Origin of the sequence: Streptomyces sp. NPDC004126, from assembly GCF_050275515.1 — a bacterium.
Classification (GTDB): Bacteria; Actinomycetota; Actinomycetes; order Streptomycetales; family Streptomycetaceae; genus Streptomyces.
This window is the reverse complement of record NZ_JBNNPF010000003.1, coordinates 99,898-115,364: the sequence shown is the minus strand read 5'-3', so window position 1 is coordinate 115,364 and position 15,467 is coordinate 99,898. Positions and strand designations below refer to the sequence as shown.

Below are 15,467 nucleotides of genomic sequence, written 5' to 3'. Positions count from 1 at the left end.
GCCGCTCAGCCCGCCACCGGGTACATCAGGCCGCGCCGCCCCTCGGGCGAGGCCAGCCACTCCAGCTTCTCGGCGGTGTCCCTGCCCGGCAGCGGGGTGTGCAGCACGATCGACAGATCGGGCCGCGCGGGGACCCGCAGCTGGGTCGACTCCAGGTGCAGCACGCCGACGACCGGGTGCCGGATCTGCTTCTGCAGCTGGCCGCCGGGGCGGATGTCGCGGCGGTTCCACAACGCGGCGAACTCCGGGCTGAGTTCGAGCACCTCCGCGACCACCGCCCGGAACCCGTCGTCCCCGGGATGCTCCGAACAGGCCGCCCGGAACTGGGCCACGACATCGCACGCGACCCGGTCCCACTGCGGGGAACGGTCCCGGTAGATCGGGTCGGTGAAGAAGGCGATCAGGCAGTTCTGCACGGCCTCCGGGCTCATCCCGAAGACCAGCGCGGCCGCGTCGTTGTACATCACGGTGTTCCAGTAGGTGTCCATGATGTGTGCCGGGAAGGGCATCCAGGCGTCGATCAGCCGCCGCAGGCCGTCGCACTTGTCCCGGTCCCCCGGGGCCACCTGCAGTACGGGCGGGTTGAGCCCGGCGAGTACGTACAGGTGCCGCCGCTCGGCGCTGGTCAGCTTCAGCACCCGGCTCACGGAGTCCAGCACCTGCCCGGAAACGGTGATATCGCGGCCCTGTTCCAGCCACTGGTACCAGGACACGCCGACGCCCGCGAGCACGGCGACCTCCTCCCGGCGCAGCCCCGGCGTACGGCGGCGGGCCCCGCCGTCCGGCAGCCCGGCCTCGCCCGGCGAGATCCGGGCGCGCCTGCTCATCAGGAACTCCCGCAGCTCCGTCCGGCGGTGCTGGTCGATCGGCGTTGCCACGAATTCCCCCTGTTCGGCCCCCTGGTGGTGCCACCAACAGGATAAGTTCCCACTCTTCACGGGCATTCCCGGGCCGCGAGGGTGGTGGCCATGACGACAGACACACGGACCCCCGCGGTCAGCGGGCCGCACACGGCGGCGCCCGAGAACACGCCCCGGCTCACCGGCCGGGCCAAGCTGGTCCTCTTCGTGCTCTGCGCCGCCCAGTTCATGGTGGCGCTCGACTTCTCCGTCCTGAACGTGGCGCTGCCCGCGCTCGGCAGGGACCTGGGCCTGAGCCGGTCCGGCCTCCAGTGGGCGGTGACCGCGTTCACCCTGCCCTCCGGCGGCTTCCTGCTGCTCTTCAGCCGGATGGGCGACCTGTACGGCCGCAAGAAGCTGTTCCTGGCCGGCCTCGCGGTCTTCACCGCGGCTTCGCTGCTGGCCACCTTCGCCTGGGACCCGGCGTCCTTCCTGGCCGGGCGCGCCCTGCAGGGCCTGGGGGCGGCCGTCATCGTGCCGACCGGCATGTCGCTGCTGACCACGACCTTCCCCGAGGGCCCGCTGCGCGACAAGGCGCTCGGCATCTCCGGCACCCTGCTGTCCCTGGGCTTCACCGTCGGCATGGTGCTCGGCGGTGTCATGACCGACACCCTCGGCTGGCGTTCCACGATGGGCCTGCTCGCGGTCGCCGGGCTGCTCGTCCTCTTCCTCGCGCCGGGTCTGCTGTCCGAGTCGCGCACCCCGGAGCGGCCGCGCCTCGACGTGCCGGGCGCCGTCACCGTCACCGGCGGTCTCCTCGCCCTGATCTACGCCCTGTCGACGGCCGCCGAGCGCGGCTTCGGCGGCACCGACGTCCGCGCCGCCCTGGCTGCCGGGCTCGTCCTGCTCGCCGCGTTCGTGGTGGTGGAGTCGAAGTCCCCCGCCCCGCTGGTCTCGCTGCCGATGCTGGGGCGGCGCACGGTGGCCTGGGGCAACATCGGCGGCCTGGTGACGTTCTCGATGATGTCGACGGTCGTCTTCGTGCTGACCCTCTACCTCCAGGAGACGCTGCGGCTGTCCTCCTTCCTGACCGGGCTGGTCTTCGGCGTGCAGGGCGTCACCTCCGCCGTCGCCGGCGCGTACGCCCCCCGGTTCATCGGCCGCTTCGGCGCCCGCCGCGTCCTGATCGGGTCCTTGCTCGCCCAGGGCGCCTTCACCGGTGTGCTGCTCGGCATGGGCGCGGAGTCGGGGGCCCTGCTCGCGGCGCTGGCCGTGTCGGTGGCCAGCATGGGACACCTCGGCGCGATCATCTCGTACGGGGTGATCGTGACGAGCGGCGTGCCGGACGAGGAGCAGGGGCTCGCCACCGGTCTGGTGACCACCACCCAGCAGGTCGGCCTGACCGTCGGCATCCCGCTGCTCGGTGTCCTGGCCACCACGCAGGACGCCCTGTTCGACGGGGTGCGGCTGGTCCTGGGGATCGACGCGGCCCTCGTGATCGCGGCGGCCCTGCTGGTCGCGGCCGGTCTCGGCCGGCGGAAGGCGTGACGCCGTCCGTGGCGGAGGCCGGCCCCGGGGTCGGGGCCGGCCGTTGTCGCTAGACGGTGGTGGAGAGGAAGGGGCGGTGCAGTCCGGCCGGGGCCCCCGCGCCGGCCGCCGCGTCCCGGAACCACTGGGGTCCCGGGGCGGCGGGTGCGCTGCGGACCGCTGCCGGGGCGGGCTGGGCGCTGCCGGCCACGATGAGGGCCAGTAAGACCGCGGCGGCCTCGCTCTGCAGGATCCGGGCGGCCTGCCTCAGCCGGCCTGGATCGGGGACGGGGATGGACAGGGCCACGCATTCGGCGTTCGGACCCGAGGTGATGGGGACGGCCGCGCACACCGTGCCGAGGGCGTACTCCTGGAGGTCGAGCAGCGGGGCGCCCGGCCTGCGCGCGTCGAGCTGGTGGAAGAGGGCCTTCTCGCTGCCGATGGTGTGGGGGGTGAACTTGGACATCCGGTGGCGGTCCAGGTGGTCCTTCCTGTCGTCGTAGTCGAGCTGGGTGAGCAGGGCCTTGCCGACGGCGGAGGCGTGGGCGGCCGACCTGAAGTCGACCCATTCCTCGACGACGGGTGTGCCGGGGCCGTCGGCGTACTGGGTGATGGAGACCTCGCCGTCGGTGTAGCGGGCCACGTAGACGGCGGCGCCCACGGCGTCGCGCACCCAGGCGAGGGTTTCCCTGAGGTGGCCGCGCCCGTCGCCGCCCGCCGCGTCGGTGAGCGTCAGGGCGTTGCCGGCGACGTAGGCGTCGGGCCCGGTCGGGGCGGCCAGGCCGGCGCGGACCAGCTGTTCCACGGCCCGGGCGATCACCAGTTGCGGCAGTTTCGTCTCCCGGGCGATCTGGGTGAGGCTGACTCCGCCCGAGTACCGGTTGACCACCTCCAGGACGCGCAGCGCCTGGTGCACGGATTCCAGGGCGACGGACGCCGGCCGGCCTTCGGGGCTCTTGCGGGCGGCGTGCGTCAGGTGCGGCTGCTTGAGCGCTTCGAGCGCCCACGCGTTGGCCTCCCCGGTCAGGTGCAGGGGGTTGAGGCGGGCGTGGTGGGCCACGGCCACGGCGACCGGTGGACTGGGGGTGAACACGTCCCCCAGGTCGGGGTGTTCGTGGTTGGGGCGCGCCGCGACCGCCTGGCGCAGCCGTGCGGGCAGCCGGTAGGGCGGCCGCGCGGCCCGGCCGGGCCCGCTGGTGAGCGAGCTGAGGTCCTGGGTGGTGATGGGCGGGGAGGTCCAGATCACGGAGGCGGCCAGGGCCTCTTCGAGGTCCTCGGGGATCTGCGGCAGGTGGGGCAGGTGCTCCTCGGCGGGCAGGGTCCCGGCCTGCTGCTTCCAGTGCCTCGCGGTCCGGACCTCCGCGCGGGAGAGGTGGTGGAGGTAGAGGCACTGCGCGGCGGTGCGGGAGCCCGCCCCGGCCGCGTACTGGAACCAGAACCGGGCGCCCTCCGTGCGGTCCGTCAGGTGGAGCAGACAGCCGAACAGCAGGGCCGAGTCCACTCCGTGCGGCCAGGATTCGGCGTGCAGGGCCAGCTCCGCGAAGTCCCGGCTCTCCACGAGGGACCAGGTGACGTCGTCCAGGACGCGGGCCGCCCGCACGTGGCAGGCGGCGTCGAGGACCAGGTCGTCGTGTTCGGCGGGCCCGGTCTGCCCGCGGGCGGGCTGGTCCGGGCCGGTGGCGCCGCCGATCGCGGATCGGGCCCGGTCGGCCACGATCCGGCGGGCGATGCGGCGCCGGGCCGCGCCCTCGTCGTAGCCCGCGTACTCCTCAGCGAGCACCGCGGCGTTCTGCAGGGCCGCGTCCAGTTCGCACAGCGGCATGTCACGGTCAGCGGGCATGTCGCTCACTGGTCCTTCTCCTCTCCGGGGATCCAGTCCACCCCGAGCTTGCGGGACAGGGTTCGGCGTGCGCCGCGTACGTGCGAACGGACCGTCGCGGGGGAGATCCCCATCATGCGTGCGACCGTGTCGGAGTCGTTGCCCAGCAGGAACGCCAGCAGCACCACGTCGTACTGCCGCTCGGACAGCTCCGCGATGGCCGCGTACAGGCCGAGTTTGGACTCCAGCAGTTCGAGGCGCTCTCGTGACGAGCGGCGCAGGGCCGAGAACCACGCCGTCTCCACCATGGCCACCTGGCGGCCGAGGGCCGCCAGCCGGCGTTCGACGTGTTCGCGGAGGACCGCCCAGGCGAAGCCGTGCAGGCTCGCCTCCTTGAGGGCCTGGCGCCACACCTTCAGGAGGAAGGTGAACACGTCGTCGACGACTTCCTGCGCGTCCTTGGCGTTGCCCAGCTGGAGGTGGGCGTAGCGCAGGTACGCTCGGTGCTGCTGGGAGTGGAACGCGGTGAACTCCACGGGCAGGACGCCCGCCAGTTCACTGGAGACCGTCTGGTCCCCCGCCGGGTCGAACTCGCCTTCGCTCATGCACTCCCCCACCGTTGCTCGTCGCCGCCCTCCGGGGCGGTGGGTGTCACATCGCTCGAGAAAACACGGACCGTGGTGGTGACTATCAGCGCGAGGGCGACAATCTCGGCAACATTCACTTCGGCGCGGAACCTTCCAAGTGGCGTGTGGGGTGGTCGGCTGCCTGCCCCCGTGTGCGACAGCCGTGGAGCGCAAGCGCCCCCCATCACCACCACATCGGAAATCACGCCCGATCGTGCAAGCCGGTCCCGGATTTCTTCCGGAAGAGTGGCATCCGCCGCCCCGCGCGCCCCCTCGGCACCAGCGCGCGCCCCCACGCACGGGTACGCGCCCCACCGGCCGCGGCTGTGCCGGCGGCCGGGGTGGGGCGCGTGTGCGACGGTGCGGCGGCTCAGTCCTGGGCGCGGGCGGTGACCGGCGCGTCGGTCCGGTCGCCGAGGAACTCGTACCAGCGGCGCTGGAGGCACAGGTAGCGGGTGTCGGCCTCGGCGAGGTCGAGGAAGGACTCGACGGTCGCGGTGAGGCGCTCGCCGAGCCCCCGGTCGCGCAGCGCGCCGTCCTCGGTGAACTCCTGATGGGCCGCCGCCAGGCTGAACATGTCGGGGTAGACCCGTGCCCCGAGGTGTTCCAGCGGGACGCGCAGCGCCCACAGGCCCCGGTTGCCGCCGACCATCGAGGGCGAGGCGGACACCAGCAGGACCTGCTTGTCCTTGAAGGGCTGCGGCCGGACGCGGGAGACCCAGTCGACGGCGTTCTTGACCACGCCGGGGACGGAGGCGTTGTACTCGGGCGAGGCGATGACCAGGGCCTGCGCGGCCTCGATCCGCTCGCGCAGGGCCAGTGCCCCCGGCGGTACGCCCTCGTCGGCCTCCAGGTCGCCGTCGTACAGCGGCATGGGGAAGTCGCCGAGCAGGGCCGGTTCGGCGGTGGCGCCGGCCCGGACCACGAGGCTCGCGACCAGTGCGGCCAGGCGCGCGTTGACCGATCCGGTCCGGGAGGAGCCGGAGAGCACGAGGGCGTGCAGCGAGGCCCGGCCGGTGAGTTCCCGGTCCTGGGGGCGGGCCGGGTCCGACGGGAAGCGGTCCTGGTCGGTGGTGTTCACGGCTGTCTCCCTTGCCGGTACGCGGCCCCCGAAGCGGACTGTACGGTGCCGCCCGCCGCTGCCGGGGCCGGGCGCACCGTGGCACGGCGGTGGGGCCGGCGGAGATCACCCGGGTGCCCGGCACGGCTGCGCGGTGCCCGGCCCGCCGCTCTCGCACACTCGTGGCAGCGCCGCGCCGTGCGGTGCGCCGGCCGAGGGAGCGACTGTGGTGGATGTGGGACGACGTGCCGCGCTGGCGGCGCTGCTGGCGGCGGGTCTGGTGCCCGCCGCGGGTGCGGTGGCCGCCGCGGCGGCGGGACCGCGGCCGCCGGCGTCGCTGCTGGGGCAGGAGGTCCGGCGGCTGCCGACCTCGCGGAGGGTGGTGGCGCTCACCTTCAACGCCGCCTGGGACGAGAGCGGTCTCGACACGGTCCTGGCGGAGCTGCGGCGGCGGAAGGCGGCCGCCACCTTCTTCCCCACCGGCCTGTTCGCGAAGGCCCGTCCCGCGGCCGTGCGGGCGATGGCCGCCGCCGGGCACGGGCTCGGCAACCACTCGCACAGCCACCCGTACTTCGACGACCTCGGCACGGCGGAGCGGGAGCGGGAGGTGCGCACCGCCGACGCGGCGATCCGTACGGCGTCCGGGGCCGAGCCGCTGCCGTTCTTCCGGTTCCCGTACAGCTCGACGACCGAGGACGCGGTGGCGGACGTCAACGCCCTGGGGTACGCGGCGATCGAGTTCACCGACGACACGAACGGCTACCTGGGGCCGGCCGGCGGGATGACGGTGGACAAGGTGGTCCGCCGGGCGGTGGGCGCCCTGGGCCCGGGGGCCATCCTGCAGATGCACGTGGGCAGCAGCGCGGGCGACGGGGTCGTCCTCGACGCGCAGGCCCTGCCGCGGATCGTCGACGCGGTGCTGGAGGAGGAGTACGCGGTCGTCGACCTGCGGGAGTTCCTGACGGCCGCGCCGTGACGGGCGACCGCCCGCCCCTCGGCCGCGGGGGCCGTGGGAGCGGGCGGTCGGGGTGTTCCCGTCCGTGCGGTCAGGGTGCGGCCGCTACCACCAGATGACGACGTAGCCGGCGCCGCCGGCCTCTCCGGCGCTGCCGCCCCGGGCGACGGCGCTGTCCGCGACGCGTCCGCCCGGGCCGCCGTCACCGCCGTCGACGGCGCCCGGGGGCACGCCGACGATCCCGTCGGGTGCGGTACCTCCCGTGCCGGGGGTACCGGGCAGGGAGGTGCCACTGGCGCCGGCGGTGGTGCCGGCGCCGCCGGCGAGGTTCACGCTGCTCGTGGAGCACGCGCCGTTGCCTCCCGCCCCGCCGGAGCCGGGGGCGCCCGCGGCAACGGTGGGGGTGACCGTCGCGCCGCCGCCGCCACCGCCGCCAACACCGCCGGTCGCGGTCAGCAGAGTGGTGTTGGTCGCCGTGGCGACCACCGTGGTGTTGGCACCCGTGCCGCCGGCACCGCCCGCGCCGCCGTTCGTCGTCGTCGAGGGAGCGGCGGCACCCGCGGTGCCTGCAGTACCGGCGGAACCGACGTCCACACCGTAGTCGGCCAGGGGGCGGACGTTGAGGACGCACCAGGTGAAGCCGCCGGCACCGCCGCCACCGCCCGAGCCGCCGGGCCGGGCGTTGCTGCCGAGGGTCGCGCCGCCACCGCCACCGCCGCCACCGCCGGCGCCCCAGGCCTGGACGAACACGGTCGTGACGCCCGCCGGCACGGTGAAGGTGTTGTCGTAGGTGAACTGCCGCAGCCCGTGCGGGAACTGCGCGGGCTTCTTCTTGTGGTCGTCCTTCTTGCCCTTGTCCGGCTTCCTCTGCTGGTCCTGGGCCGACGGCTTGGGCCCGTCCGCGAACGCCGCCGGGGCGGTCGCCACCAGCTGGCCGGACAGGGCCGCGGCCGCGGCGATGGAGACGAGCAGCATCCGGGACCGGGTCCGGGGCCGTTGTGACACCTTCTGAGCGTTGAGGTTCATGACTTCCTTCCCCGCCGGCGCTGAGGACCGCCGCGGGAGCGCGAGGGAACGGTTGCGTGGGCCCCCGTGGCCCGTTGACCGGGCCGGGCGCCTCTCCACGCGCTGCACATACCACCGCTCCCCGCCACCCGGGCCGCTCCGACAGGCCGGGGGCATGGGCCGGTCAGGTGAGCGGTTCGTCAACGCGGAGCAACCGCGTGTCGCCCGAACGGGGTGGCGCGGCCCGCTCCCCCGGAGGCCGGGCGGAACGACGGGGTCCGGGTGCGGGGGCGGCGGGGGCATGGGGCAGGATGACAGTTCCGTTCGGAATGCGTACATCCGCTCCAACGGGGCTGCGCACAACACGACCTGACAGGTGACAAGGTGACGACACAGCACATACGGCGGCCGGGTCCGGCCCGTTCCCTCGCCCTCCACGCCGCGGGGGCCGGGCGGTGACCCGGGACCTCGTCCTGCACGACTGGGTGGTGGCGGGCATCGCACTGGCCACCGGCGGCGTGGCCGGCCTGGTGCTGCGGGCGCTGATGAAGTGGCTGGCCAAGCACGCGAGCCGGACCAGGTGGAGCGGGGACGACATCATCGTCGACGCGCTGCGGACGATCGTCCCCTGGGCGGCCGTGATCGCCGGCGCCGCGGTGGCCGCCTCGGCGCTGCCGCTCACCGCTCGGGTCGGGGGCGTGGTCGACCAGTCGCTGACGGCGGTGCTCATCGTCATCGCCACCTTCAGCGCGGCGCGGGTGGTGGCGGGTCTGGTCCAGTCGGTGGCGGCGTCCCGTACGGGCGTCGCGGCGTCGGCGACGATCTTCGTCAACATCACGAGGATCGTGGTGCTGACGATGGGCGTCCTGGTGGCCCTGGAGACCCTCGGGGTGTCCATCGCCCCGCTGGTCACCGCGCTGGGGGTGGGCGGTCTGGCGGTCGCGCTGGCCCTGCAGGACACCCTCGCCAACCTCTTCGCCGGGGTGCACATCCTCGCCTCGAAGACCGTCCAGCCGGGTGACTACATCCGTCTGACCAGCGGTGAGGAGGGGTACGTCGTCGACATCAACTGGCGCAACAGCGTGGTGCGCAACCTGTCGAACAACCTGGTGATCATCCCCAACGGCCGGCTCGCGCGGACGAACATGACCAACTACAGCCAGCCCGAGCAGAAGCTGTCGATCCTGGTGCAGGTCGGGGTCGGCTACGAGTGCGACCTGGAGCACGTGGAGCGGGTGACCCTGGACGTCGTCGACAGCGTGATGGCCGACATCACCGGCGGGGTCCCGGACCACGAGGCCGCGGTCCGCTTCCACACCTTCGGGGACTCCAGGATCAATTTCACGGTGATCCTGGGCGTGGGCGAGTTCAGCGACCAGTACCGGATCAAGCACGAGTTCATCAAGCGCCTGCACCAGCGGTACCGGACGGAGGGCATCTCGATCCCGGCGCCCGCGCGCACGGTCTCGCTCCGGCAGGACGAGGCGGGGGAGCCGCCGGCCGTCCCGCCGGTCCCGCACCAGCGGGACGCGTCGTCCGAGGTGCTGGCGGACCGGCGGCGGTAGTCGGACCGGGCCGGGGTGTCAGCCCACCCAGGCCCCCGTCATGGCCTGGACGGCCGAGCCGTCCAGGTCGGCGAGCTTGAGGCCGGCGAAGTCGCGGGCCCAGTCGGAGGTCTGGACCCGGAAGGCGGGCCGCTCCGCGGTCAGGGCCTCGGTGATCGGCGCGGCCGCCTCGGCCGGGGTCTGGGCCGCGGCGAACGACTTGACCGTGCGCTCGACGTACGTCCGCAGCGCCGGGGCGTAGGGGCCGGCCGCGGTGAGCATGGCGGGCAGGTCCACGCCGATGGAGTTGACGAACTCGCTGGCCACCGCGCCCGGTTCGACGAGGGTGACGGCGACGCCGGCGGTCGCGGCGACCGGGGCGAGGGACTCCATGAAGCCCTCGACCGCGAACTTGGCGGCGCAGTAGGCCTCGTTGAAGGGCTGGCCGATCACACCGCCGACGCTGGTGACCGTGATCAGGCGGCCGCGCGAGGCGCGCAGGTGCGGCATCGCGGCGCGGGTGACCTGGACGACGCCGAAGAAGTTGACCTCCATGGTGGCCCGGACGTCCTCGACCGTGTCCTGTTCGATCGTCCCGACCCGGCCGGCGCCGGCGTTGTTGACCACCGCGTCGAGCCGCCCGTGCTCGGCGAGCAGCTCCTCCAGGCAGGCGTCGATGGACGCGGGGTCGACCACGTCGAGCCGCTTGACCTGGACCAGGTCCTCCACCCCCGCCTCGGCCGCGGCCCGGCGCAGCGGGCCGGCCTTCGCGGTGTCGCGCATGGTGGCGACGACCTGCCAGCCGGCCTGGGCGGCGAGGACGGCGGCGGCGAGGCCGATGCCGGAGGAGGTGCCGGTGATCAGGACGGTCTTCGGGGTGGCGGTGGTGCTCACGGGGCGCTCCGGGGGATGAGGGGAGAATTAGGTGTGTGCACACACAATATATTTACGTGTACGCGCACGCAAGCGGCTAGGCTGCCGGTATGGCGCGCACAGACCTCACCATGGGTGACCTCACCGCCCGCGACCACGCCTTCTATGGGCTGATCTGGGCGGGCACGACCCTCTCCGCCCGCATCGACCAGGAGCTGACGCGGGCCCACGGCCTGCCGCTGTCCTGGTTCGAGGTGATGCTGTGGCTGAACGGCCAGAGCGAGCCGGTCGCCGCCTCGGCGCTGGGCGCCAAGACCCTCCTCAGCCGCAGCCAGGTCTCCCGCGTCGTGGACCAGCTGCAGGCCCGGGGCCTGGTCGCCCGGGTCCCCTCCCCCACCGACGCCCGCTCCGTGTGCGTACACCTCACGGCCGAGGGCCGCCGCGCCTTCGCCGAGGCGGACGCGACCCGCCGGGAGGCCCTGCGGGAGGTCTTCGACGACCGCCTCGACGACGCGGACATCGCGGCCCTCGAAACCGTGTGGGCGAAGCTCAAGCGGCGCTGATCCGGCCGGCCCCGGCCCCCCGGCCGCCGTCGCGGTGGCGCTCAGGGCAGCTCCGCCAGGGTCCCCTCGCCGAGCAGGACGACGGGGCCGCCCACCTCGACGGCGCGGACGTCCGTGCCGCTCCCGTACGCGGCGACGGTCATCTCGCCGGCGCGGCCGGTGAACCGGCCCTGGCGCAGCGGTACGGGCTCCGCGTCGCCGATGCGGCCGTGGCGGCGCAGGTACGCGGCCGCGCAGCCGGCCCCGCTGCCGGTGGCCACGTCCTCCAGGAGGCCGTCGTTGGTCCAGTGCCGCCCCTCCCGCGCCCCGGCGTCGAGGAGGTAGGCGTAGTCGGCGCCGAGGCGGGCGAGCGCGTCGTCGAGCGGGGCGGTGATCCGGGCCCGTGCCAGGGCGTCCCCGCGTACGGGGAGGACCAGGTAGCGCAGGCCGGTCGACACGGTCTCCGGGGGCAGCGCGGGGTCCAGGTCGCGGGCCCGCAGGGAGAAGCGGGAGGCGATGTCGGCGGCCGGCGCGCCCTCGTGGCGGCCGAGGAACTCCGCGGGGCCCTGGTCGAGTACGGCCGCGTACCGGCGCGGCCCCTGCCGGCGGGTGGTCACCCGCACGGTGCGCGCGTTCAGGCGCAGGGTCCAGTCCGCGGCGCCGGTGCCGGGGGCGTCCAGGGCGTGCAGCACGCTCGCCGCCCCGATGAGGGGGTGGCCGGCGAAGCCGAGTTCCCCGGTGAGGTCGAAGACCCGGGCCCGGCAGGTCCGGGGGTGCGCGGGGTCGCGTACGAGGAACACCGATTCGAAGTGGCGCAGTTCTCGGGTGACGGCCAGCATCTGGGCGGCGGTCAGCGCTCCGGCGTCGGGGAACACCGCGAGGCTGTTGCCGCTGTAGGGGCGGGACGTGAAGACGTCCACGTGGTGGTAGCGCATCGGGGTCCTCCTACGGGCTGACGAGGGGCCGGGCGGCGGGGCCGGCGGGTGCGGGCGGCAGGTCGCGGACGGTCCGCAGGGGCGAGAGGAGGAGGGGGAGGACGGCGAGGAGCTCCCCCAGGGCGCCGATCCACATCGCCGGCCGGGCGCCGAGCCACTGCCCCAGCAGTCCGCCGGCCAGGGCGCCGACGGGCATGGCGCCCCACACCACGAAGCGGAACGTGGCGGCGGTGCGGCCGAGCAGGGGCTCGGGGCACACCCGCTGCCGGTACGCGACCGAGGTGATCTTGAAGGTCATGAAGGCGGTCCAGCCCAGCCCCTGGAGGGCGACGGCCGCCGCGAACCGCCAGTCGTCCCGGTAGAGGGGCACGGCCGACAGCCACAGCACGCCGCTGACGGCCACGGAGGCGCACATCGCCCGGCCCTGGCCCAGCCGGGCGGCGACGCGCAGGGTGAGCAGGCTGCCGAGGAGGCCGCCCAGGGCCTCGACGGTGAACACCGCCGCGCACAGCAGCGGGGACAGCCCGAGCTCCCCCGCGAGCAGCACCATCAGCATGGCGGCGCCGACGGTGCCGAACAGGTTGGACACGGCGGAGGCGGCGGTGATCGCCCTCAGGGTCCGGTCGCCGAGGACGAAGCGCAGCCCCTCGGCGATCTCGACGCGCAGCCCCGCGCCGGCCCGTGCCGCGGGCCGCGGCTCGGGGCGGCGGATCCGCGAGACGAAGAACGCCGAGAACAGGTAGCTGACGGCGTCGGCGGCGAGGGCCGCGGGCGCGGTCAGCGCGCCGACCAGGACTCCGGCCAGGCCCGGCCCGCCGACCTGGGTCACGTTGCGGGTGGCTTCCAGGCGGACGTTGGCTTCCGCGAGGCGGTCCGCGTCGACCAGGCGGGGCAGCGCGCTCTGGGCGGCCACGTCGAAGAAGACCGTGCACACCGACATCCCGAAGGCCACGGCGTACAGCTGGGGCAGCGACAGCACGTCCAGCCAGGCGGCCGCGGGGACGGACAGCAGCAGTGCGGCGCGGCCCAGGTCGCCCGCGATCATCACGGGGCGGTGGCGCAGCCGGTCCACCCAGGCGCCGGCGGGCAGCCCGATCAGCAGGAAGGCCAGGTACTCGCACGTCACGAGCAGCCCGGCCTCGAACGCGGTGGCGTCCAGGGCGCCGATGGCCACGAGCGGCAGCGCGAGGAGGGTCACGGCGGAGCCGGCCTGGCTGACGGTGTCGGCGGTCCAGAGCCGGCGGAAATCGGCAGGGAGGGGAAGGCGGTTCTTCATGTCCGCGAAGATGTCGGCCGCGGGGGTGGCGGGGCCAATGTTTTAGGCTGTGCGAAAAGGTCCGGCTGGTGGGGGTGGGCACGTGGGTGAAGTGCGGTTCGGGGTGCACGACGTCACCGGCATCAGGTTCGCCGTCTCGCCGCTGTGGGAGACCGTGGCCGCCTTCCGGGCCACCTCCGATCCGGGGCGCCACGCGGTCCATCTGCCGTGGATCAAGTCGGCGTTGCCGCTGCGCGAGGACCCCCCGCTCGCCGGGCGGATCGCGCCGCTGCGCGCGGCGGCCGCCTCCCCGGGGTTCACCACTCCGCCGCCGCGCTGCCCGCTGGCCGAGTTCGAGGAGGAACTCGGCCCGATGGGGGCCGCGCCGGAGCTCGCCGGGGCGCTGCGGGCCTGGTGGGAGGCGGCGGTCCGGCCGTACTGGCCGCGGATCCGGGCCGTGCTGGAGGCGGACATCGCGTACCGGACGCGGCAGCTCGCCGAGGACGGCATCCAGGAGGTGTTCGCCCGCCTGCACCCGTCGCTGCACTGGACCGGCGACCGGCTGGTGTCCGCGGAGCTGCCCCCGGCCGGGCCGGACCTCGGCGGCACGGGCATCGTCCTGGCCCCCAGCGCGTTCGCCGCGCGCTGCCACCTGCTGGCCGGGACCGGGGCCGCTCCCCCGGCGCTGGTCTACCCCTCCCGGGCGGTGGGCGGCCTGTGGGAGCGGCGGGGCACCCGCGCGGACGGGCTGGCCCGGCTGCTGGGCCGCAGCCGGGCCCGGCTCCTCGCCCTCACCTGTTCGCCCGGCACCACCACTCAGCTGGCGGCCCTGAGCGGGCTCAGCCTCGGCGCGGTGTCCCAGCACCTGTCGGTGCTGCGCGACGCCGGTCTCGTCACGGGCCACCGCTACCGGCGCGAGGTGCACTACACGGCGACCGAGCTCGGCACCGCCCTGCTGGAGCGGTCCTGACCGGCCCCCGCGCGCCGGCACCCCGCCGCCGGCCGCCGGCGGCTCAGCCCGTGAACAACTGGCGCATCTTCAGGGCGAGTTCGTACATGCCGTAGCCGAAGGGGAGCCCGACCCAGAGCCAGGCGACGACGAACAGCGCGCGGCGGCGGCCGGTCACGGGGCGGCTCCCTTGCGGACGGCGGGAACGGCCGACGGGGCGGCGGCCGGTGGTGCGTGGTGCCGGGGGTGCACGGGCCGTACGAGTTCGTTGGCGACGAAGCCGACGGCCAGGAGGCCGATCATGATGAGGAACGAGGTCCCGTAGAGGGCGGTACCGGTCCGCCCGGCCGTCTTGCCCGCGTCCGCGACGGCGTTGACGATCAGCGGGCCCACGATGCCGGCCAGGGACCACGCGGTCAGCAGCCGGCCGTGGATGGCGCCGACCTGGTGGACCCCGAAGAGGTCCTTCAAGTAGGCGGGGACCGTGGCGAATCCGCCGCCGTAGAAGGAGAGGATGACGGCCGCGCAGGCGATGAACAGGGTCTTCGAGGAGTTTCCGCTCAGCGCGATGAGGAGGTACATCAGCGCACCGGCACCGAGGTAGAGGCGGTAGACCCGTTTGCGGCCGACGAGGTCCGAGGCCGACGACCACACGAAACGGCCGAGCATGTTGGCGAGGGAGAGCAGCCCGACGAACCCGGCCGCGGCTCCCGCGGACACCGGCGCCGGTGTGCCGGCGAAGAAGTCCGTGATCATCGGGGCGGCCTTCTCCAGGATGCCGATGCCCGCGCTGACGTTCGTGCACAGGACGACCCACAGGCACCAGAACTGCGGGGTGCGCAGCGCGTCGCGGGCGGACACCCGGGGACCGGACGCCGGCCGGTCCCCGCTCGCGGGCGGGGCGCCGGGCGGCGCCCAGCCGGGTGGGGGGAGCCGCACGAGCAGCACCCCGAAGGCCATGAAGACGGCGTATCCGGCCCCCATGGCGAGGAAGGTCCTGGAGATCCCCGAGGAGTCGCGGCCGAAAGCGTCCAGCAGCCGCGCCGTCCAGGGCGCGGCGATCAGGGCGCCGCCGCCGAAGCCCATGATGGCGATGCCGGTGGCCATGCCGGGCCTGTCGGGGAACCATTTGATGAGGGTGGAGACCGGCGAGATGTAGCCGATCCCGAGGCCGATGCCGCCGACGCAGCCGTAGCCGATCACCACGATCCAGTACTGGCGGGTGGCGGCGCCGAGGGAGGCGACGAGGAACCCGGACGTGAAGCAGGCGGCCGACACGGTCATGGCCCAGCGCGGGCCGTGCCGCTCGACGAGGGTGCCGCCGAAGGCGGCGGAGAGCCCGAGCATCACGATCGCGAGCTGGAACGGCACGGCGGACGCCGTTCCGGAGAGCCCGAGCGAGGTCTCCAGCGGCGGTTTGAAGACGCTCCAGGCGTAGGCCTGGCCGATGGCGAGGTGGACGGAGAGGGCGGCGGGCGGGACGAGCCAGCGGCTCCAGCCCGGTGGGGCGGGCGTGCGCAGTCCGGCGAACATGCCGC

Annotated in this window: 14 protein-coding genes and 1 pseudogene; 5 read left to right on the top strand and 10 right to left on the bottom strand. The window is 74.3% G+C overall.

The features are described from left to right. Window positions 1-5 precede the first annotated feature (5 nt). Window positions 6-827: a helix-turn-helix transcriptional regulator gene (locus tag ACQKM2_RS04545; protein WP_427706791.1), complete on the bottom strand. Its 822-nt coding sequence runs from the start codon at window positions 825-827 to the stop codon at window positions 6-8. Window positions 828-968: 141 nt separating this feature from the next. Here ACQKM2_RS04545 and ACQKM2_RS04540 point away from each other — a divergent pair, with 141 nt between their 5' ends. Then, complete coding sequence (locus tag ACQKM2_RS04540; RefSeq protein WP_427706493.1) at window positions 969-2,387, top strand: MFS transporter; 1,419 nt, start codon at window positions 969-971, stop codon at window positions 2,385-2,387. A 187-nt stretch (window positions 2,388-2,574) separates the two neighbouring features. Here ACQKM2_RS04540 and ACQKM2_RS04535 read toward each other — a convergent pair. From ACQKM2_RS04535 to ACQKM2_RS04525, 3 genes and pseudogenes are all read right to left on the bottom strand, one after another. After that, window positions 2,575-3,342, bottom strand: a pseudogene (locus ACQKM2_RS04535) (IclR family transcriptional regulator); the annotation flags it as partial. 869 nt (window positions 3,343-4,211) lie between these two features. Then, window positions 4,212-4,790 (bottom strand): RNA polymerase sigma factor, encoded by a 579-nt coding sequence (locus ACQKM2_RS04530; RefSeq protein WP_241253482.1) that lies wholly within the window; start codon window positions 4,788-4,790, stop codon window positions 4,212-4,214. A 391-nt stretch (window positions 4,791-5,181) separates the two neighbouring features. Beyond that, window positions 5,182-5,814, bottom strand: a complete 633-nt coding sequence (locus ACQKM2_RS04525; RefSeq protein WP_427706789.1) for an NADPH-dependent FMN reductase — start codon at window positions 5,812-5,814, stop codon at window positions 5,182-5,184. 292 nt (window positions 5,815-6,106) lie between these two features. Here ACQKM2_RS04525 and ACQKM2_RS04520 point away from each other — a divergent pair, with 292 nt between their 5' ends. Next, window positions 6,107-6,847 carry a polysaccharide deacetylase family protein gene (locus ACQKM2_RS04520; protein WP_427706491.1) on the top strand — a complete coding sequence of 247 codons (741 nt, stop codon included), beginning with the start codon at window positions 6,107-6,109 and terminating at the stop codon, window positions 6,845-6,847. Between the two features lie 84 nt (window positions 6,848-6,931). Here ACQKM2_RS04520 and ACQKM2_RS04515 read toward each other — a convergent pair whose 3' ends face one another. Continuing rightward, complete coding sequence (locus ACQKM2_RS04515) at window positions 6,932-7,852, bottom strand: hypothetical protein (protein WP_427706489.1); 921 nt, start codon at window positions 7,850-7,852, stop codon at window positions 6,932-6,934. Window positions 7,853-8,286: 434 nt separating this feature from the next. On the opposite strand from ACQKM2_RS04515, the gene ACQKM2_RS04510 reads away from it, so the two are divergent. Beyond that, complete coding sequence (locus ACQKM2_RS04510) at window positions 8,287-9,396, top strand: mechanosensitive ion channel family protein (protein ID WP_427706487.1); 1,110 nt, start codon at window positions 8,287-8,289, stop codon at window positions 9,394-9,396. Window positions 9,397-9,414: 18 nt separating this feature from the next. On the opposite strand, the gene ACQKM2_RS04505 is transcribed toward ACQKM2_RS04510, so the two are convergent. Continuing rightward, window positions 9,415-10,269 (bottom strand): SDR family NAD(P)-dependent oxidoreductase, encoded by an 855-nt coding sequence (locus ACQKM2_RS04505; protein ID WP_427706485.1) that lies wholly within the window; start codon window positions 10,267-10,269, stop codon window positions 9,415-9,417. An 89-nt stretch (window positions 10,270-10,358) separates the two neighbouring features. On the opposite strand from ACQKM2_RS04505, the gene ACQKM2_RS04500 reads away from it, so the two are divergent. Then, on the top strand, window positions 10,359-10,811 hold the full coding sequence (locus ACQKM2_RS04500; protein WP_427706483.1) for a MarR family winged helix-turn-helix transcriptional regulator: 453 nt from the start codon (window positions 10,359-10,361) through the stop codon (window positions 10,809-10,811). A gap of 41 nt (window positions 10,812-10,852) precedes the next feature. Here ACQKM2_RS04500 and ACQKM2_RS04495 read toward each other — a convergent pair whose 3' ends face one another. Then, on the bottom strand, window positions 10,853-11,725 hold the full coding sequence (locus ACQKM2_RS04495) for a PhzF family phenazine biosynthesis protein (RefSeq protein WP_427706481.1): 873 nt from the start codon (window positions 11,723-11,725) through the stop codon (window positions 10,853-10,855). Between the two features lie 10 nt (window positions 11,726-11,735). After that, window positions 11,736-13,001, bottom strand: a complete 1,266-nt coding sequence (locus ACQKM2_RS04490; protein ID WP_427706479.1) for an MFS transporter — start codon at window positions 12,999-13,001, stop codon at window positions 11,736-11,738. An 82-nt stretch (window positions 13,002-13,083) separates the two neighbouring features. On the opposite strand from ACQKM2_RS04490, the gene ACQKM2_RS04485 reads away from it, so the two are divergent. Next, entirely contained in the window at window positions 13,084-13,950 is an 867-nt protein-coding gene (locus ACQKM2_RS04485; protein WP_427706477.1) for an ArsR family transcriptional regulator, read from the top strand. A gap of 43 nt (window positions 13,951-13,993) precedes the next feature. On the opposite strand, the gene ACQKM2_RS04480 is transcribed toward ACQKM2_RS04485, so the two are convergent. Then, the gene (locus ACQKM2_RS04480; RefSeq protein WP_427706475.1) at window positions 13,994-14,107 is read right to left on the bottom strand and encodes an MFS transporter small subunit; all 114 of its coding nucleotides are present in this window, start codon (window positions 14,105-14,107) and stop codon (window positions 13,994-13,996) included. Beyond that, window positions 14,104-15,462, bottom strand: coding sequence for an L-lactate MFS transporter (locus ACQKM2_RS04475; RefSeq protein ID WP_427706473.1), 1,359 nt, complete (start codon window positions 15,460-15,462; stop codon window positions 14,104-14,106). The genes ACQKM2_RS04480 and ACQKM2_RS04475 overlap by 4 nt, the downstream gene beginning before the upstream one ends. Window positions 15,463-15,467 lie beyond the last annotated feature (5 nt).

Bases quoted from the DNA above. Each gene is read 5' to 3' on its own strand.
- ACQKM2_RS04515 (WP_427706489.1), bottom strand. From the start codon at position 7,852: ATGAACCTCAACGCTCAGAAGGTGTCACAACGGCCCCGGACCCGGTCC.
- ACQKM2_RS04500 (WP_427706483.1), top strand. From the start codon at position 10,359: ATGGCGCGCACAGACCTCACCATGGGTGACCTCACCGCCCGCGACCAC.
- ACQKM2_RS04540 (WP_427706493.1), top strand. From the start codon at position 969: ATGACGACAGACACACGGACCCCCGCGGTCAGCGGGCCGCACACGGCG.
- ACQKM2_RS04545 (WP_427706791.1), bottom strand. From the start codon at position 827: ATGAGCAGGCGCGCCCGGATCTCGCCGGGCGAGGCCGGGCTGCCGGAC.
- ACQKM2_RS04495 (WP_427706481.1), bottom strand. From the start codon at position 11,725: ATGCGCTACCACCACGTGGACGTCTTCACGTCCCGCCCCTACAGCGGC.
- ACQKM2_RS04490 (WP_427706479.1), bottom strand. From the start codon at position 13,001: ATGAAGAACCGCCTTCCCCTCCCTGCCGATTTCCGCCGGCTCTGGACC.
- ACQKM2_RS04530 (WP_241253482.1), bottom strand. From the start codon at position 4,790: ATGAGCGAAGGCGAGTTCGACCCGGCGGGGGACCAGACGGTCTCCAGT.
- ACQKM2_RS04475 (WP_427706473.1), bottom strand. From the start codon at position 15,462: ATGTTCGCCGGACTGCGCACGCCCGCCCCACCGGGCTGGAGCCGCTGG.